17 protein-coding genes are annotated in these 16,886 nt (G+C 45.2%); 3 read left to right on the forward strand and 14 right to left on the reverse strand.

Going from position 1 to position 16,886, the window contains the following annotated elements; all coding sequences use genetic code 11:
• Window positions 1-384: 384 nt before the first annotated feature.
• The 3 genes from thiI to pomA form a co-directional block, all read right to left on the reverse strand.
• On the reverse strand, window positions 385-1,833 hold the full coding sequence (thiI, locus tag ACED25_RS06545) for a tRNA uracil 4-sulfurtransferase ThiI (protein ID WP_371694907.1): 1,449 nt from the start codon (window positions 1,831-1,833) through the stop codon (window positions 385-387).
• 355 nt (window positions 1,834-2,188) lie between these two features.
• A complete protein-coding gene (locus tag ACED25_RS06550; RefSeq protein WP_009847463.1) occupies window positions 2,189-3,136 on the reverse strand; it encodes a flagellar motor protein MotB in 948 nt (315 codons plus the stop codon).
• An 11-nt stretch (window positions 3,137-3,147) separates the two neighbouring features.
• On the reverse strand, window positions 3,148-3,912 hold the full coding sequence (pomA, locus tag ACED25_RS06555) for a flagellar motor protein PomA (protein WP_009847464.1): 765 nt from the start codon (window positions 3,910-3,912) through the stop codon (window positions 3,148-3,150).
• Window positions 3,913-4,210: 298 nt separating this feature from the next.
• Between pomA and xseB the strand changes: the two genes are divergently transcribed.
• The 3 genes from xseB to dxs are packed head-to-tail and all read left to right on the forward strand — an operon-like array spanning window position 4,211 to window position 7,263.
• Window positions 4,211-4,453 carry an exodeoxyribonuclease VII small subunit gene (gene xseB, locus ACED25_RS06560; RefSeq protein ID WP_004734405.1) on the forward strand — a complete coding sequence of 81 codons (243 nt, stop codon included), beginning with the start codon at window positions 4,211-4,213 and terminating at the stop codon, window positions 4,451-4,453.
• Between the two features lie 20 nt (window positions 4,454-4,473).
• On the forward strand, window positions 4,474-5,358 hold the full coding sequence (ispA, locus tag ACED25_RS06565) for a (2E,6E)-farnesyl diphosphate synthase (protein WP_012604642.1): 885 nt from the start codon (window positions 4,474-4,476) through the stop codon (window positions 5,356-5,358).
• Window positions 5,359-5,379: 21 nt separating this feature from the next.
• Window positions 5,380-7,263 (forward strand): 1-deoxy-D-xylulose-5-phosphate synthase, encoded by a 1,884-nt coding sequence (dxs, locus tag ACED25_RS06570; RefSeq protein WP_017633413.1) that lies wholly within the window; start codon window positions 5,380-5,382, stop codon window positions 7,261-7,263.
• Window positions 7,264-7,427: 164 nt separating this feature from the next.
• Here the strand turns inward: dxs and pgpA are convergent, their stop codons facing one another.
• From pgpA to crl, 11 genes are all read right to left on the reverse strand, one after another.
• Window positions 7,428-7,934 carry a phosphatidylglycerophosphatase A gene (gene pgpA, locus ACED25_RS06575; protein WP_009847467.1) on the reverse strand — a complete coding sequence of 169 codons (507 nt, stop codon included), beginning with the start codon at window positions 7,932-7,934 and terminating at the stop codon, window positions 7,428-7,430.
• Window positions 7,934-8,908 carry a thiamine-phosphate kinase gene (gene thiL / locus ACED25_RS06580; RefSeq protein WP_135384141.1) on the reverse strand — a complete coding sequence of 325 codons (975 nt, stop codon included), beginning with the start codon at window positions 8,906-8,908 and terminating at the stop codon, window positions 7,934-7,936. The genes pgpA and thiL overlap by 1 nt, the downstream gene beginning before the upstream one ends.
• Window positions 8,909-9,023: 115 nt before the next feature.
• Entirely contained in the window at window positions 9,024-9,491 is a 468-nt protein-coding gene (nusB, locus tag ACED25_RS06585; protein ID WP_004734399.1) for a transcription antitermination factor NusB, read from the reverse strand.
• On the reverse strand, window positions 9,491-9,961 hold the full coding sequence (gene ribE / locus ACED25_RS06590; protein ID WP_004734398.1) for a 6,7-dimethyl-8-ribityllumazine synthase: 471 nt from the start codon (window positions 9,959-9,961) through the stop codon (window positions 9,491-9,493). The genes nusB and ribE overlap by 1 nt, the downstream gene beginning before the upstream one ends.
• A 280-nt stretch (window positions 9,962-10,241) precedes the next feature.
• Window positions 10,242-11,351, reverse strand: a complete 1,110-nt coding sequence (gene ribBA, locus ACED25_RS06595; protein WP_017099517.1) for a bifunctional 3,4-dihydroxy-2-butanone-4-phosphate synthase/GTP cyclohydrolase II — start codon at window positions 11,349-11,351, stop codon at window positions 10,242-10,244.
• 108 nt (window positions 11,352-11,459) lie between these two features.
• Window positions 11,460-12,116 (reverse strand): riboflavin synthase, encoded by a 657-nt coding sequence (locus ACED25_RS06600; RefSeq protein WP_004734396.1) that lies wholly within the window; start codon window positions 12,114-12,116, stop codon window positions 11,460-11,462.
• Window positions 12,117-12,171: 55 nt separating this feature from the next.
• Window positions 12,172-13,296 carry a bifunctional diaminohydroxyphosphoribosylaminopyrimidine deaminase/5-amino-6-(5-phosphoribosylamino)uracil reductase RibD gene (ribD, locus tag ACED25_RS06605; RefSeq protein WP_371694908.1) on the reverse strand — a complete coding sequence of 375 codons (1,125 nt, stop codon included), beginning with the start codon at window positions 13,294-13,296 and terminating at the stop codon, window positions 12,172-12,174.
• A 10-nt stretch (window positions 13,297-13,306) separates the two neighbouring features.
• Window positions 13,307-13,756 (reverse strand): transcriptional regulator NrdR, encoded by a 450-nt coding sequence (gene nrdR / locus ACED25_RS06610; RefSeq protein ID WP_004734394.1) that lies wholly within the window; start codon window positions 13,754-13,756, stop codon window positions 13,307-13,309.
• A gap of 156 nt (window positions 13,757-13,912) precedes the next feature.
• Window positions 13,913-15,163 carry a glutamate-5-semialdehyde dehydrogenase gene (locus ACED25_RS06615; protein ID WP_371694909.1) on the reverse strand — a complete coding sequence of 417 codons (1,251 nt, stop codon included), beginning with the start codon at window positions 15,161-15,163 and terminating at the stop codon, window positions 13,913-13,915.
• Window positions 15,164-15,229: 66 nt separating this feature from the next.
• Window positions 15,230-16,414, reverse strand: a complete 1,185-nt coding sequence (gene proB / locus ACED25_RS06620) for a glutamate 5-kinase (RefSeq protein WP_012604650.1) — start codon at window positions 16,412-16,414, stop codon at window positions 15,230-15,232.
• Window positions 16,415-16,490: 76 nt separating this feature from the next.
• Window positions 16,491-16,880 carry a sigma factor-binding protein Crl gene (gene crl / locus ACED25_RS06625; RefSeq protein WP_009847473.1) on the reverse strand — a complete coding sequence of 130 codons (390 nt, stop codon included), beginning with the start codon at window positions 16,878-16,880 and terminating at the stop codon, window positions 16,491-16,493.
• Window positions 16,881-16,886 lie beyond the last annotated feature (6 nt).

The following is a 16,886-nucleotide window of genomic DNA, read 5'->3' on the forward strand; positions in this document are numbered from 1 at the left end:
AAACTCACTCTACCTTTTACCCAGAAATCAAGCTCATCTAAGCGGAGAAGAGCCGCTGTGCTAATTAATCTTTATTATTTTTCATCGCTAATCACAGAATCAGACACCCACTCAAATAAACAACTGAACACATACAAATAGCACCATTGACTAGCACTAAAAAATAACAGAACTCTTCAAAACGCTCACACTTCTTGTGCCACTCACAAGTGTTTAGACTCCATCCTTAATACATTAAATCAACCGTTCAAAACAGAACATCACGATAGCACGTCCAAACGCATGCCTCTTTCTACTGTCAATCCTTCATCATAGACAATAAAAAAGCCGCTTACTTTTCAGTATGCGGCTTTGCAAAATTATTAACGGTTGGTCAACACACCACTATGGGCGGTAAACCTTAACGTTGTGGAAGCCTTGCTCTTGCAAGTAAAGCGCTTGCAGGCGGCTCATGACACCACGGTCACAGTACAATAAGTACTCTTTCGATTGGTCTAGGTCACCAAACTGAGTTGAAAGCTTGAAGAACGGGATGTGTTTGATTTCAACACCATCGATCTCTAGCGGGCTTTCATCTTCTTCGTCTGGGCTACGGATATCAAGAACGACAGCGTGCTCAGCAACGGCTTGAACTTGCTCCACTTCTGGTGCCTGTTCTTGGCTCTCTTTCTCGATATCACGGATATCCATAATACGAGCGTTCTCGATCACTTGATCCAGCACTTCGAAGTTAAACTTAGCTTCTTCCGCTTCTAGTTTGCCTTTCTTCGCTTTCACGGTTGGCTTCTTAGAGATAACACCACAATACTCAGGCATTACTTTAGCGAAGTCTTCAGTACCAATCTTACGAGACAGGTCGATGATGTCTTCTTTGTCCCAGTTGATAAGTGGACGAAGGATCAAAGTGTCCGTCACGTTGTCGATATGACGCAGGTTAGTTAGCGTTTGGCTAGAAACCTGACCAAGAGCTTCACCCGTTACTAGTGCTTCGATACCGAAACGCTCTGCAACCATACCACCAGCACGCATGAACATACGCTTAAGAACAACGCCCATTTGGCCGTCTTCAACGTTCTCAAGGATCTCTGCAACTACAGGTTCAAAATCAATAGAGATGAACTTCACCTTTGCAGATGAACCGTATTTATCCCATAGATAGTGAGAAACTTGCTTAACACCAATCTCGTGAGCAGGGCCACCAAGATTGAAGAAGCAGTAATGCACTTTAGAACCACGTTTGATGTGTAAGTAGCTTGAAACACCAGAATCAAAGCCACCAGAGATCAAGCTAAGCAGATCTTCTTGAGTACCAAGAGGGAAACCACCTAGGCCTTTATGACGTTCAATAACTTGGTTTAGCTTATCGTTCTCGACTTCAACTTTAACGGTAATATCTGGATTTTTCAGTTTTACTTTTGCTGATTCAACCGCTTGGTTTAGACCGCCGCCTACGTAGCGTTCTAGCTCGATAGAAGTAAAGTCATGCTTACCACGACGCTTAGCACGTACAGAGAAAGTCTTACCTTCAATAAGAGCACCGCTACGCTCAAGAACTTGCTCGTAGATATTGTGCAGGTCTTTAAATTCTGATTGCTGAACTTCAAGGGAGTGATGAATACCCGGAGTTTGCGTCAATACTTCAAGTGTTTCTTTAAAGTATTTGTCGCCCTCAGACGTCACTTCGATATGGTCACGGCGGTTGAAGACAGCCACAGACTCAGTACGACGCTGAAGAATAGTACGAATATTACGTTCTAGAATCTTTGTGAAGCGCTTACGCACCGATTCACTTTTTACAAAAATTTCCGGGTGGGGCTTAACAATAAATTTCATAGTACTTTCACGCCAATAAGGTTCACAATTTTAATAGGTTCATCACCACGTAAAAGGTCATTTCACATAGTTATTGAAGCAATAATAGATCAATATTAAATCTAAGGGCGCGAATTATACATGAGAAAATCAAACAAGGAAAAGAGTGCGTGCTTTGGTGCCATTAATAAACTCACCTTAGTGACAAACTATCGTCTCGATTTCATCCAAGCTCATTTATCCATATCTTCTCTTCTCTTCTCTTCTCTTCTCTTCTCTTCTCTTGCTAGCTTGGTACAAACCCTTTTGTGTATCACACAAAGAAAAGCCCAATCTACGACAGATTGAGCTTTGGGGTGCATATTCTTGGTAAATACTATTCAGTGATTACTGGGACTTCTTCACTGTAAAGCGGTTCGCCCTGCATAATACTGATTTCAACACGACGGTTTAAGCTACGTTGCCATTCAGTATCGTTCGGCTCTACTGGCTCAGTATCAGCCATACCACGCACTCTTAAGCGTTGATGAGAGAAACCACGGACCTTTTCCATCTCTTGAGCCACAGACACCGCACGCTGCGATGATAAGTCCCAATTAGAGCGATAAAGCTCAGAATCAAGACGTTGATTATCAGTATGCCCAGAGATTCGGACAATGCCTGGAACATCTTTCACTAACTCGGCAACCTGTCTAACCAAAGGTCGGAACTTAGGCTGTAGGAAAGCGGATCCTGATGGGAATGCGCCTTTTTCACGAATTCGAATCACAATCTGTTGGCCAAGGTTTTCCACCTCAATCGCGCCTTGGTCGATCTCTCGCTCCAACGCCTTCTTGATGCTCTCCATCAAGGTTTCCATCTCTTGAGACTGTTCTTGAGCTTGCTGTTGCTGCTGATCTGATTCTGAATTTTGGTTGTTGTGCGCAGAAACCTCTGCTGATTTACCCCCCGTCATCTTGCCCTGATCACGCATCGTACCGCCAGCACGCTCAGATTCCCCTTCATGAAACTCTAGAGTTTGCTGCGTAATATCAATGGTTTGCTGCATGATTACATCAATAGGCGTCGGTTCTGGGCGACCAGGACGAAACTCCTGCGCAATAATGCTGGTACCTTTAGGAATGTCTTTCACTTCCAAGCGGTTTTGTACACCAAACGCGAATTTCATTGAGCCTGCGATCTGTTTAAATTTCAGTACGTCCATCTCAGAGAATGAGAGGAGCAGTACAAAGAAACACATCAACAATGACATCAAGTCAGCAAATGTTCCCATCCATTGTGGCAAACCCGGAGGGGGACATTTACATGGATTTTCTTCATCCATTTTTATTCCCCTTAAGCCATTTCACCATCAATCGTACGTTTACCTTCGTTAAGGTAACTCTTCAGGTAACCGTCAATAACTCGTGGGTTTTGACCATCTTGAATCGCGAGTACGCCATCCATCACCAAACGACGATTCAGTGTCTCTTGGTCACGACGTAGAGCAAGTTTGTCCGCGATAGGAAAGAACACCATGTTCGAAAGAATTGCACCATATAGAGTGGTTAAAAGTGCAACCGCCATCGCCGGCCCGATCGCTTTTGGATCATCCATGTTCGAAAGCATGGCAACCAAACCAACCAATGTACCAATCATACCCATTGCGGGTGCAACATCACCAAAAGCTGTAAATACTTTAGCGCCCTGTTCGTGACGTTCTGTGGTTAACGCGATGTCTTTTTGCAGTGCTGCACGCACTACATCACCATCATGGCCATCAACCAATAGGTCGATACCCTTTTGCATGAAACTGTTGCTGATTTCCATCTCTTCAAGTGCTAAGAAACCGCCTTTACGCGCGGCATCCGCCATCTCTACGACTTTAGCAATAAGATCTTCTGGCTCATCGGCTTTAAACATAAATGCTTTACCGGCAATTTTTGCCGCACCAAAGAACTGTCCCATGGTGAATTTCATTAGAACAACAAACGTTGAACCACCAATCACGATCAAAACGGATGTCGTGTCATAGAACATCCCGAGGCTTCCACCTAGGATCATTGCCATAATTACGAAGGCAAATCCACCAATCAAACCTATTAGGGTTGCTAAATCCACTGAGCACTCCTCATGCTTTTTTACAGTTCTACGTCGACGATAATATTCTTATCGGCAAGACTATAAGATCTTTTAGTTAATTCTTCGTCTAAGTATCACACTTTTCGTTTTTGAATCACAACTATTGGCTTACTTTGGACTTATCCAAAGCGTATAAACTCGATAAAGCCACGGTTATTCAATCAAAGTAAATTCAAGCGCCTTAAAAACGAACTTTCTAGCAAAAATTCTTGGTTACATTTGACCATCTCAGCGGCCTAGGGTAACGTTCGTTCATCTTTCCAAACGCAGATTTATTATGGCTACTAAGAAACCTGAAAATATGAGCTTTGAAGCGGCTATCGAAGAGCTTGATGGCTTGGTTGATCAACTAGAAAATGGTGATCTAGCTTTAGATGATGCGCTGAAAAAGTTCGAACGAGGCATCTCCCTCGCTCGTGCTGGTCAAAGTAAACTAAACGACGCTGAACAGCGTGTTAGCATCCTGCTGCAAAATGATGAAAATGCAGAACTGAGTGACTTTAACCCACAACCTGAATAACAAATTGTATGAGATCCCCTATGATCGAGACGTTATTGTCTTATCAAGCACGTAATAACGAGCAACTTAACCTTTGGCTTGATCGCCTGCCACACCAAAATCAGAATCTCATTAACGCGATGCGTTATGGGTTACTTTTAGGCGGCAAACGCGCACGTCCGTTTCTTGTCTACATTACAGGGGAAATGCTCGGTTGCACTGCGGAAGAACTCGACACTCCAGCTTCAGCAATCGAATGTATTCATGCCTATTCTCTGATTCACGACGACCTTCCAGCAATGGACGACGACGAATTGCGTCGTGGCCATCAGACTTGTCACATCAAATACGATGAAGCAACGGCAATTTTAACTGGCGATGCCCTACAAACTCTCGCGTTTACTATACTTGCGGAAGGCACATTAAGTGCTGACGGGGAAAGCAATCGCGTTCGAATGATTCAACGCCTAGCAGAAGCGTCTGGTGCACAAGGTATGTGTATTGGACAAGCACTTGATATTGAAGCTGAAAACCGCTCTGTCACGCTAGAAGAGTTAGAAGAAGTTCACCGTAACAAGACTGGCGCTCTAATGAAGAGTGCGATTCGTTTAGGTGCTCTTGCTGCTGGCGAAAAAGCGTTTGAAGTGATGCCTCAATTAGATAAGTACGCCGATGCAATCGGGTTAGCCTTCCAAGTTCAGGATGATATTTTAGATATCATTAGCGATACCGAAACTTTGGGTAAACCACAGGGCTCTGACCAAGATTTGAACAAAAGCACCTACCCTTCTTTGTTAGGTTTAGAGGGCGCTCAAGAAAAAGCGCAAACTCTGCTACAGGAAGCGCTTCAAGCTTTGGCTGCAATCCCATACAATACCCAGTTACTCGAAGAGTTCGCCCGATACGTCATCGAGCGCAAGAACTAAGACAATAAGCGCGCATTACCTATGACTCTTGATATATCAAAGTACCCAACTCTTGCTTTGGCTGATAAGCCAGAGGATTTGCGTCTACTTCCAAAAGAGACGCTTACACAGCTTTGTGATGAATTACGTACCTATCTTCTTAACTCAGTGAGCCAGTCAAGTGGTCACTTAGCATCAGGCTTAGGGACAGTAGAGCTAACCGTTGCTCTGCACTATGTGTACAACACGCCTTTCGACCAGTTGGTTTGGGATGTTGGCCACCAAGCCTACCCGCACAAAATTCTAACGGGTCGCCGTGACCGCTTATCGACTATCCGTCAAAAAGATGGACTGCACCCATTCCCATGGCGTCAAGAGAGCGAGTACGACACGCTTTCTGTTGGTCACTCTTCAACATCGATCAGTGCCGGACTCGGTATGGCGATCAGTGCGAAGAAAGAAGGCAAGAATCGTAAAGTCGTCAGTGTGATTGGCGATGGTGCGATCACCGCAGGTATGGCCTTCGAAGCGATGAACCACGCGGGCGATATTCATAATGACATGCTGGTTATCCTGAACGATAACGAGATGTCGATCTCTGAAAACGTCGGTGCTCTGAACAACCATCTAGCTCAAGTTCTTTCTGGCAGTCTTTACACGTCAATTCGTGAGGGTGGCAAGAAAGTACTATCGGGCGTTCCGCCGATTAAAGAGCTCGTTCGTCGTACAGAAGAACATCTAAAAGGCATGGTTGTCCCTGGCACCATGTTTGAAGAGTTAGGCTTTAACTACATTGGTCCGGTTGACGGTCACGATGTGAATGAGCTGATTAAAACGCTGAAGAACATGAGAGACCTTAAAGGCCCTCAGTTCCTGCATATCATGACCAAGAAAGGCAAAGGCTACGAGCCTGCTGAGAAAGATCCAATTGGTTATCACGGCGTACCTAAATTCGATCCTGCACACTCAAGTCTGCCTAAGAGCACCAGCTCTAAACCAACTTTCTCTAAGATTTTTGGCGACTTCCTGTGTGATATGGCCGCGCAAGATCCTAAGCTAATGGCGATCACGCCAGCAATGCGCGAAGGTTCTGGCATGGTACGTTTTTCGAAAGAATACCCAGAACAGTACTTCGATGTAGCGATTGCTGAGCAACACGCAGTGACACTAGCAACTGGTATGGCGATTGCGGGTGATAAGCCAATTGTGGCTATCTACTCGACGTTCTTACAACGTGGCTACGATCAACTGATCCACGATGTAGCTATCATGGATCTACCCGTTATGTTCGCGATTGACCGTGCAGGTCTTGTCGGCGCTGATGGTCAGACACACCAAGGTGCGTTCGACTTAAGCTTTATGCGCTGCATTCCAAACATGGTGATCATGGCGCCAAGCGACGAAAACGAATGTCGCCAAATGCTATACACTGGCCACCAGCACACAGGTCCAAGTGCCGTTCGTTACCCTCGTGGTAATGGTATGGGAACTGAGATTCAAAGTGAATTTACTGCGCTAGAAATTGGTAAAGGTCGTATCGTTCGCGAAAGCGAAAAAGCAAAAGATGGCTCGAAAGTCGCTATCCTGAGCTTTGGTACTTTCCTTGAGAGTGCACTTCAAACGGCTGACGCTATTGATGCGACAGTGGCTGATATGCGCTTTGTGAAGCCACTCGATGAAGCTCTGATCAAACAACTTGCTGCTGACCACGATGTATTGGTTACAATCGAAGAAAACGCGATTGCAGGTGGTGCCGGCGCGGGTGTGATTGAATTCTTGATGAAAGAAAAGCTACTGATGCCAGTATTGAACCTTGGTCTACCAGACAAGTTTATTGCTCAAGGTACTCAAGGCGAACTGCATGAAGAGCTTGGCTTAGATGCTAAAGGCATAGAGAAGTCTATCTCTGATTACCTTGCTAAATAGCCTTAACACGTAAGCTCGTAAGCTCGTAAGCTCGTAAGCTCGTAAGCTCGTAAGCTCGTAAGCAATAAAAGCAAAAAAGGTTGGCCCTAGGGTCAACCTTTTTAGTATCCGAGACTTAGCTTAATGTGCTTGCAACTAAATCTTAATCCTTCAGCTAACTTAAACTAAACTAACCAGCCCGCGAAATGTGCCACTGCGTACAAGGCAACAGCCGCCATAATACCTGCCACAATATCATCAATCATGATACCTAAGCCGCCGTGTACTCGTTTATCTAGCCAGCCAATAGGCCAAGGCTTCACCATATCGAAAAAGCGAAATAGGACAAAACCAGTGAATAACCATTTCCAGTCATCCGTAGGGATATTCAATAAAGGCACTAGACCCATGGTGATCCAAAAGCCCGCAAATTCATCCCATACGATAGAGCCATGGTCGTGTACACCCATATCATCAGATGTCACCTGGCAGATCTTGATACCGATAATACAACTAACAACCACTACTGCGACATAAGCAGGAAAAGGTAACTGAACCAGCAATAGATAAAATGGAATCGACGCAAGCGTGCCCATTGTGCCTGGAATAATCGGCGATAAGCCACTGCCAAAACCCGTAGCCAATAAGTGCCAAGGATTTTTAAGAGAAATAAGAGAAAGTGGATTTGTCATCAATTAACCTTAAAGTGATCGTAACCAGTTAAGTTCCAGCTTAGTGGTTCACCATTATTGTGTAATTCAAAATATTCTACAGGTCTTATCTGGCCAATGCAGGTGACTTTTGTACCTGTGTGCGACAAAGCACTTTCCAATGAACCTTTATTCTCTTCCGGCACGGTAAAGCAGAGTTCGTACTCTTCACCACTGGTAAGCGCATACTGCTGTGCAGAAGCGGTATCAGAAGAGAATTGAAGTAATTCAGCAGAGATTGGTAACGCACTCACATCAATGCTTGCACCGACCTGAGAACGCTTAAGGATGTGTTTTAAATCGGCAATAACGCCATCAGAGATATCAATAGCCGATGAAGCTAGGTTCACGAGCGCCTGACCCGCCAATACTCGTGGAGAGCTGATGTAGTGCCTCTCTTCTAGCTCAAGTGCATAAGGCTTAGCTTTGTTCTGTTCTGGGTCTAATATAACCTCTAGCCCAGCTTTACTGTCACCTAAGTTACCCGTTACGTAAATCCAGTCCCCCACTTTCGCGCCATCTCTACGCAGTGCTCGGCCTTCTGGCACAAAGCCCTGCACGGTAAGCGTTAAACTCAGCGGCCCTTTGGTCGTGTCACCACCAATAAGTTGAATACCAAAATAGTCTGCAAGTTTGAAAAAAGAATCACAGAAGGGAGCAAGCCATTCTTCATCGACTTCTGGCATGGTTAACGCAAATGAAACCCAGGCAGGCGTCGCACCCATCGCCGCAAGATCGCTAATGTTCGAAGCCAAAGCCTTATGTGCCACCCAAGCTGGGTTTGCCTCTGCTAAAAAGTGCGTGCCCGCGACTAAAGTATCCGTGCTAATCGCTATCTCAACATTGCCCGGCGCTTTGACCAAAGCACAGTCATCGCCCGCTGCCAGATGTACGTCTTTACGTTGTGGTTGTCGATTTACAAAATATTTTTCAATCAGGTTAAATTCGCCAGACATCACATGCCCTATCTTTAGTCTTCATACAAATCACCGTAATTATTAATATTACAGAAATTTAGTTACAAAAAAGGCCAGCATAAAAGCTGACCTTTAGATTCAATATACGAACGTCTTATTTCTTACGAACGTGCGGTGCAGCTTTATCAAGCACACCGTTAACAAACTTATGGCTGTCTTCTGCTGCGAATACTTTCGCAAGCTCGATAGCTTCGTTGATAACCACTTTGTATGGTACATCTTCGCGACGAGTCATCTCGTACATAGCTAAACGTAGAAGCGCTAGTTCCATCAAATCCAGATCTTGCATAGGGCGAGATACGAATGGACGAAGCTTGCTATCAAGTTCCATGTGGCTAAGAGCAACACCAGTTAGTAGGTCGCGGAAGTATGCAACGTCTGTTTCTGGCATAGCTAGAGCAGGTTCTGCGGCATGATGCTCTTCTTCATCATACTTACCACCAGATAAGAACTGTTCTTCAACGGTAGCAATATTTTCTTTAGTAATTTGCCAAGAATAAATTGCTTGTAGAGCAAATTGACGTGCGTTACGACGTGCGGCTGGTTTCACACTGGCCCCCATTAGGAATCGATTTCAGAAAGAACGTTGATCATCTCAAGTGCGCTAAGTGCGGCTTCTGCACCCTTATTACCAGCCTTGGTTCCTGCGCGTTCAATAGCTTGATCGATCGTATCAACAGTAAGAACACCAAACGCTACTGGAAGAGAAAATTCCAGAGACACTTGTGCCAAACCTTTATTACATTCACTACAAACATAGTCAAAGTGAGGTGTACCGCCACGGATTACTGTACCAAGAGATACAATCGCATCGAACTTACCCGTTTTTGCAACGCGTTGCGCTACAAGTGGAAGTTCTACTGCACCAGGGCAACGAACAACAGTGATGTTGTCTTCGCTTACTTGTCCATGACGCTTTAAAGTATCGATTGCACCAGAAAGTAAACTTTCGTTAATAAAACTGTTGAAACGAGCAATAACGATAGCAATTTTTGCATTTGGCGCTGGGAAGCCACCCTCGATCACTTTCATAAGCCTTCCTTTAACTATTTTCATCAAGTGAGAATCGCCGGATTCTAGCACAAAACTGTGAGCAATATCTAATGCTAATTTAGAAGAACAGACACCGGAGATGTAAAGATGATAACGCAGCACGGCTCTCAACCATATAGGAGCAACCAGTAGTCAAGCTCGTGTATTTAACACGTTTTGAATCGGGCTTAACTACTTTGCTCTTTTGGCAAAACGAATCACCAAAAGAGCCACTGGAATCATCGGTAAATTATGTTGCTATAAGCAGAGATATATCGACTTACTCGCAAACATACTCAACAACGTTAAGACCAAAGCCACCTAATGCGTGGTAACGCTTGGTGCTTGAAGAAAGCAGACGCATATCATGAACACCAAGGTCTTGTAGAATCTGAGAACCCACACCAACACGACGAGAAGTACCCTGCTTTTTAGCCATGGTTGGCTGCTCGTTCTTATCTTGAGCTTCGAATGTCTTCACTTTGTGAATCAAAGAATCAGACGACTCTTCGTTACCCAGAATAACCAACACACCGCCTTCATCGCCAATGCGCTTCATCGCTTTATCTAGTGACCAGCTACGCTCTGTACCACGGTCTGAGTGAAGTAGATCGGTAAACGTGTCATGCAGGTGAACACGCACTAAAGGAGCGCCCACAGACAGGTCACCTTTTTGCATCGCGTAGTGGATCTGGTTATCAATCGTGTCACGGTAAGTCACAAGCTCAAAGTCACCAAACTCTGTTGGCAAATGACATTGTGCTACACGTTCAATCGTCGTTTCTGTGTTGTTGCGGTATTCAATCAAGTCAGCAATGGTGCCTAATTTGATATCGTGTTTTTCAGCGAAGACTTCAAGATCAGGGCGACGTGCCATGGTGCCGTCGTCATTTAGGATTTCAACGATAACCGAAGCTGGCTCACAGCCTGCTAGACGTGCTAAATCACAGCCTGCTTCTGTGTGGCCTGCGCGCGTTAGAACACCACCTTCTTGCGCTGTCAGTGGGAAAATATGACCAGGTTGAACAAGATCAGCCGCTTTCGCATCTTTCGCCACTGCCGCTTGAACTGTCACTGCACGGTCTGATGCAGAGATACCCGTCGTTACACCCTCAGCCGCTTCAATCGAAACCGTAAAGTTCGTGGTGTACTGTGCATTGTTGTCTTGAACCATAGGGGCTAGACCCATACGGCTTGAACGCTCTTTGGTTAGCGTCAGACAGATTAAGCCACGGCCATACATCGCCATGAAGTTAATCGCTTCTGGCGTCACATGTTCTGCTGCCATGATCAGATCGCCTTCATTTTCGCGATCTTCATCATCCATCAGGATAACCATTTTTCCTAGGCGAATGTCTTCAATAATTTCTTGAGGAGTACTAATTGGCATTGTTCTATATCCTTTGAAATGGTTCTGCTTCCTAGAACCGACACTATTTAAACCTGATGATATTGCTTCGCTTTACAAAGTCTCGCTTAACGCACTTTGTATCAACGGTTAGGCAAAACCATTCTGCTGTAAGAATTCCATCGTTAATCGAGATTCAGGCTCAGACTCTTGCTGCTGACCTTGCAGTAAACGCTCCATGTAACGCGCTAATACATCAACTTCTAGATTCACTTTACGACCGACATTGAATTGGTCGATGGTGGTTTCTGAAGAAGTGTGAGGAACGATAGTCAGCTTGAATGCGTTCTTGCGTAAATCGTTCACAGTCAGGCTGATACCATCGACCGTTACTGAACCTTTTTGAGCCACGTATTTTGAGATTTCTGCTGGCATTTCTACCCAGAACTCAATCGCACGACCAACTTGATTACGTTCAACAATCTCACCCACGCCATCAACGTGACCAGACACGATGTGTCCACCGAAACGCGTGGTTGGTAACATTGCTTTCTCAAGGTTTACCTTGTCGCCAGCTTGGTAATCGACAAAACCCGTTTTTTTCAGGGTCTCAAGCGAAAGGTCTGCACTGTAGCTGTGATCGTTATACTCAACAACCGTCAAACAAACACCATTGGTCGCGATACTGTCGCCTAACTTAACGTCAGCCATATCAAGATTACCAACATTAACCGTTACGGTGATGTCTTCTCCGCGGGGAGTGATTGCACTCAATGTACCTACGGCTTCTACAATTCCTGTAAACATTTTAAAACTCTTTTTGTTGTCAACGACATGTATTTGGTTAGCAGAACTATTTCCACTATGGTTTCGTTATTATTTGTTTCGCGATAATAGGTTTCGCGACGATGCGAATATCCACACCAACCTGTCGAACATCTTTAATTTCTAGGTCAATCACATCAGACATTGAAGTGAGTCCTAATGCGCCCATCAAACCTCGTCCGTCACTGCCCATTAGTTTAGGTGCTAAATAAAGGATTAGCTCATCCACTAGCTGCGCTTCAATCAAGCTTTTTGCCAAGGTAGCGCCCGCTTCGACCCAAATATGATCAATATGGTTCGCTGGCAATTGACGCATTAGATCGTGTAAATCGAGCTGACCTGCATCTGTGGTTTCGACTTCAATATCAGCAGAGGTTTCAGCGACTCTCAATACCGATGTTGGAGTTTGGAATAACTTGAGCTCAGGATACAGTTGATTTTGGCGATCAAGAATTACGCGAATTGGCTGACGCAACTCGTCTTCAACGTAATTTGTTTTGGTACTGCTTGGCAACTCTGCCCAACGAACATTCAGCGACGCGTTGTCTTCAATCACCGTTTGGCTGGTTGATAGCACCGCGCCTGATTTTGCTCGAAAGTTCTGAACATCACGACGCGCTTCTGGCGATGTGATCCATTGGCTTTGACCATTTTCCAATGCCGTTTGTCCATCAAGGCTAGCGGCCATCTTTAACTGAACAAATGGCATGCCCGTTTGCATACGCTTAATAAATGCAGGATTTAAATCGAGAGCATCTTGCTCTAACAAGCCGATTTCAACCTCAATACCTGCGTCGCGTAGCATCTTGATACCACGGCCTGCGACTTTAGGGTTTGGGTCCTGCATGGCACAAATCACTTTTGAAACTTGAGCCTTAATCAAACCTTCAGCACAAGGCGGCGTTCTACCGTAATGAGAACAAGGTTCAAGTGTGACATAAGCGATCGCACCTTTTGCCTTATCACCCGCCATTCTTATAGCGTGTACTTCGGCATGAGCTTCGCCAGCTTTGGCATGGAAACCTTCGCCAACGATCTGGCCATCGGTTTGCACGATGACACAACCCACATTAGGGTTTGGCGCAGTAGTGTAAATGCCGCGTTTGGCTAACTGAATAGCACGCGACATCATTTGAAAATCTAGGGGAGTAAAATTAGACATGATTGAGGGGTTAGTCCTCTAATTTAGCGATTTCTTCGCCAAACTCTCGGATGTCTTCAAAGCTGCGGTAAACAGAGGCAAAACGAATGTACGCCACTTTGTCCAATTCTTTCAATTGGCCCATCACAAGGTTACCAATCATCTCGCTTGGTACTTCACGCTCACCAGTCGCACGGAGTTGTGACTTAATCGTGCTGATCGCAAGTTCAATCGCATCAGCACTCACTGGGCGTTTTTCTAGGGCGCGCTGCACACCACCGACCATTTTATCTTCATTAAATGGTTCGCGGTTTCCATTCGACTTTATGACTTTAGGCATCACAAGTTCTGCCGATTCGAAAGTCGTAAAACGTTCACTACATGCAAGGCATTGACGGCGACGACGAACCTGATGGCCATCGGCTACCAGTCTTGAATCGATTACTTTAGTGTCGTTCTCTGAACAAAAAGGACAATGCATATCACCTCCAAATAATTGAATATCAGTGTAACGGAATTGCCAAACGTTAGGAAAGAAAAAGGGCCAATTAAGGCCCTTTTGTGTGGTAATTCATTGATTATTGCTACTCGAGCGCCATTTCAAAAATGAGCTGAGGAGTAAAATTAACGACCAGCGTTAACCGCGAACTAAATAGTTCGCTTTACCTACCCACTTGTAGCTTGTCAGCTCTTCTAAGCCCATTGGGCCGCGAGCATGCAGCTTTTGAGTAGACACAGCAACTTCTGCACCCAAACCAAACTGTGCGCCATCAGTAAAACGTGTTGATGCATTCACATAGACTGCAGCTGAACCGACTGAATTAATAAAGCGTTCTGAGCTCTCTAGACTGTTAGTCATGATCGCATCTGAGTGACTCGCGTTGTGTACGCGCATGTGGTCAATCGCTTCTGCAACGTCAGCAACCACTTTCACGCCTAGCGTGTAGCTTAGCCATTCTGTGTCAAAGTCGCCTTCAACCGCATCACGTTGGTCTTCAAAACCAGTAAGCAATAATTTAGCACTCGCGTCAGCAACCAAGGTTACTTTGCCTGCTAAACGCTGTGTTAGCTTAGCAAGGAAAGCCTCAGCAACCGCTTCATGCACTAGCAGCGTATCCAATGAATTACACGCTGATGGACGTTGAACTTTCGAGTTTTCAACCACATCAACAGACTTATCAAGATCAGCGCTCTCATCAACAAAGATATGGCTGATACCGAAACCACCGATGATAACTGGAATAGTACTGTTCTCTTTACACATCTTGTGCAGACCAGCACCACCACGAGGAATGATCATATCCACGTAGTCATCCAGTTTAAGCAGTTGAGAGACAAGCTCACGATCGGGTTTCTCGATATACTGAACAGAAGCCGCAGGAAGTTCCGCTTTTTCTAATGCAGACTGGATTACTTTAACCAGCTCCATGTTTGAGAAGAATGTCTCTTTGCCGCCACGTAGGATGCTTGCGTTACCAGTTTTGAGACACAGTGCTGCAATATCGATAGTTACGTTTGGACGCGCTTCGTAGATAACACCCACCACGCCAAGTGGTACGCGGCGGCGAGAGAGTGACATACCGTTTTCAAGTACCTTACTGTCAATTTCGCTGCCAACTGGGTCATTCAGGCTAATCACGTTACGCACATCGTTAGCGATACCGGTTAAGCGTTCTTCGTTCAGCAATAGACGATCAAGCAGTGCATCAGTCAGACCCGCTTCACGGCCAAGTTCGATATCTTTCGCGTTTGCTTCTAAAATCGTTGCTGCGTTTGCTTCTAGCTCATCAGCGATGATCGCCAATGCTTTATTCTTTTGCGCCGTAGATGCGGTCGCTAGGTGGAAAGCAGCGTCTTTTGCTGCAATACCCATGTTAGTTAAATCCACGTTTAACTCTCCCTAAATTCTGTCTGTCTTTGGATACAAAAAGGTGATTCGCCTTCTCATCACGAGCTATTCTTGGATTACAACCAGGTCGTCACGGTGAATGACTTCCGACCCGTAATCGTATCCAAGAATATCGCCAATATCTTTACTGTGCTTGCCTGCAATTTTTGCTAGGTCTTGGCTTGAATAACTGGCGATACCACGCGCAATTACTTTGCCTTTGCTGTCTGTGACTTGGGTGACTTCACCACGAGAGAATTCGCCTTTAACTCGAACAACCCCTTTTGCCAACAAGCTGCTGCCTTTGGTGTTAACGGCATTGACTGCGCCATCATCGACCACGATGTCACCAGCTGAAGCTGGGCCTGCTAAAATCCAGCGTTTACGGTTTTCAAGCGCTTCCGCTAAAGGCAAGAAACGCGTGCCTTGTGGGTTATCACTCAATGAGTCAAACACCACATTTTCAGCACTGCCTGCTGCAATGATCACTTCAATACCCGCACGACGAGCAATATCAGCTGCCTGCAGTTTTGTCGCCATGCCGCCGGTACCTAACGTAGTACCACTGCCGCCTGCGATCTTACGCAGTGTGTCATCAATGGTTTTTACTTCTTTGATGAGCTCAGCATTTGGGTCTTTACGAGGGTCAGCCGTAAACAGGCCTTTTTGGTCCGTTAATAGCAAAAGCTTATCAGCACCGCACAAAATACCCACTAAGGCCGACAAGTTATCATTGTCGCCCACTTTAATTTCGTTGGTGGCTACTGCGTCGTTTTCGTTTACTACCGGAATAATGTCGTGCTCAACAAGCGCATTGATCGTGTCACGTGCATTAAGAAAACGCTCGCGATCATCGAGATCAGCACGAGTCAGTAGCATCTGGCCAATCTTAAGGCCATAGATAGCAAACAAAGACTCCCAAACTTGAATCAACTGACTTTGCCCAACTGCCGCAAGCAATTGTTTGCTTGCCATAGAGTTGGGAAGTGCGGGGTAACCAAGGTGCTCACGTCCGGCTGCAATTGCGCCAGACGAAACCATAACCACAGAGTGGCCTTGTTTTTTTAATTCAGCACATTGACGAACCAGCTCAACCATATGAGCGCGGTCTAATGCCAATGTTCCACCAGTTAAGACACTGGTACCCAGTTTAACAACGACAGTTTTACGCTGTGTTGTTGTCCCGCTTTGATGATTTGTTGTCATGAAGTCTTTTATGGATAAAACAAATAAGAGGTGATGTTTTAGCAATCAAAAGGGGAATTCACAAGCAGAAAAGGTGCGAAATCGCACCTTTTTGCTTTATATAGAAGAGTAACCTTTAAAATCAGACGAATTCGACAGACTCTTCGTCTAACTGAACGCCGATTTCAAATTTCTTTTGAAGTTCATCAACCAGCTTTTGGTGAAAGGCTTCTTGAGTTCGAGAGACCTCAGCGATCGCCTTTTTAGGTAATGGCAAAGGATCCCAGTTACCATCGATGTTGTATTTACCCGTGTTGTACTTCGCCGAAAATCCTTCTTCCGACTTATCCAACTCCAACCACCAGCCCCAAAACTCACGTTCTTCTGGCGATTTTTTATCGTTCACACACACAGACAAGCAATCAAAAATATAGTGGCCTTCTTCTGATTGCGGCTCCCTTAAGTAAGGGCCTATAGCCTTTAAAACATTTAACAAGCGATAATGCGTAGGTTGTTGTGTCACTTCTGACATATTGAA

It is taken from the genome of Vibrio sp. 1F263 (assembly GCF_041439035.1).
Lineage (GTDB): Bacteria > Pseudomonadota > Gammaproteobacteria > Enterobacterales > Vibrionaceae > Vibrio > Vibrio tasmaniensis_A.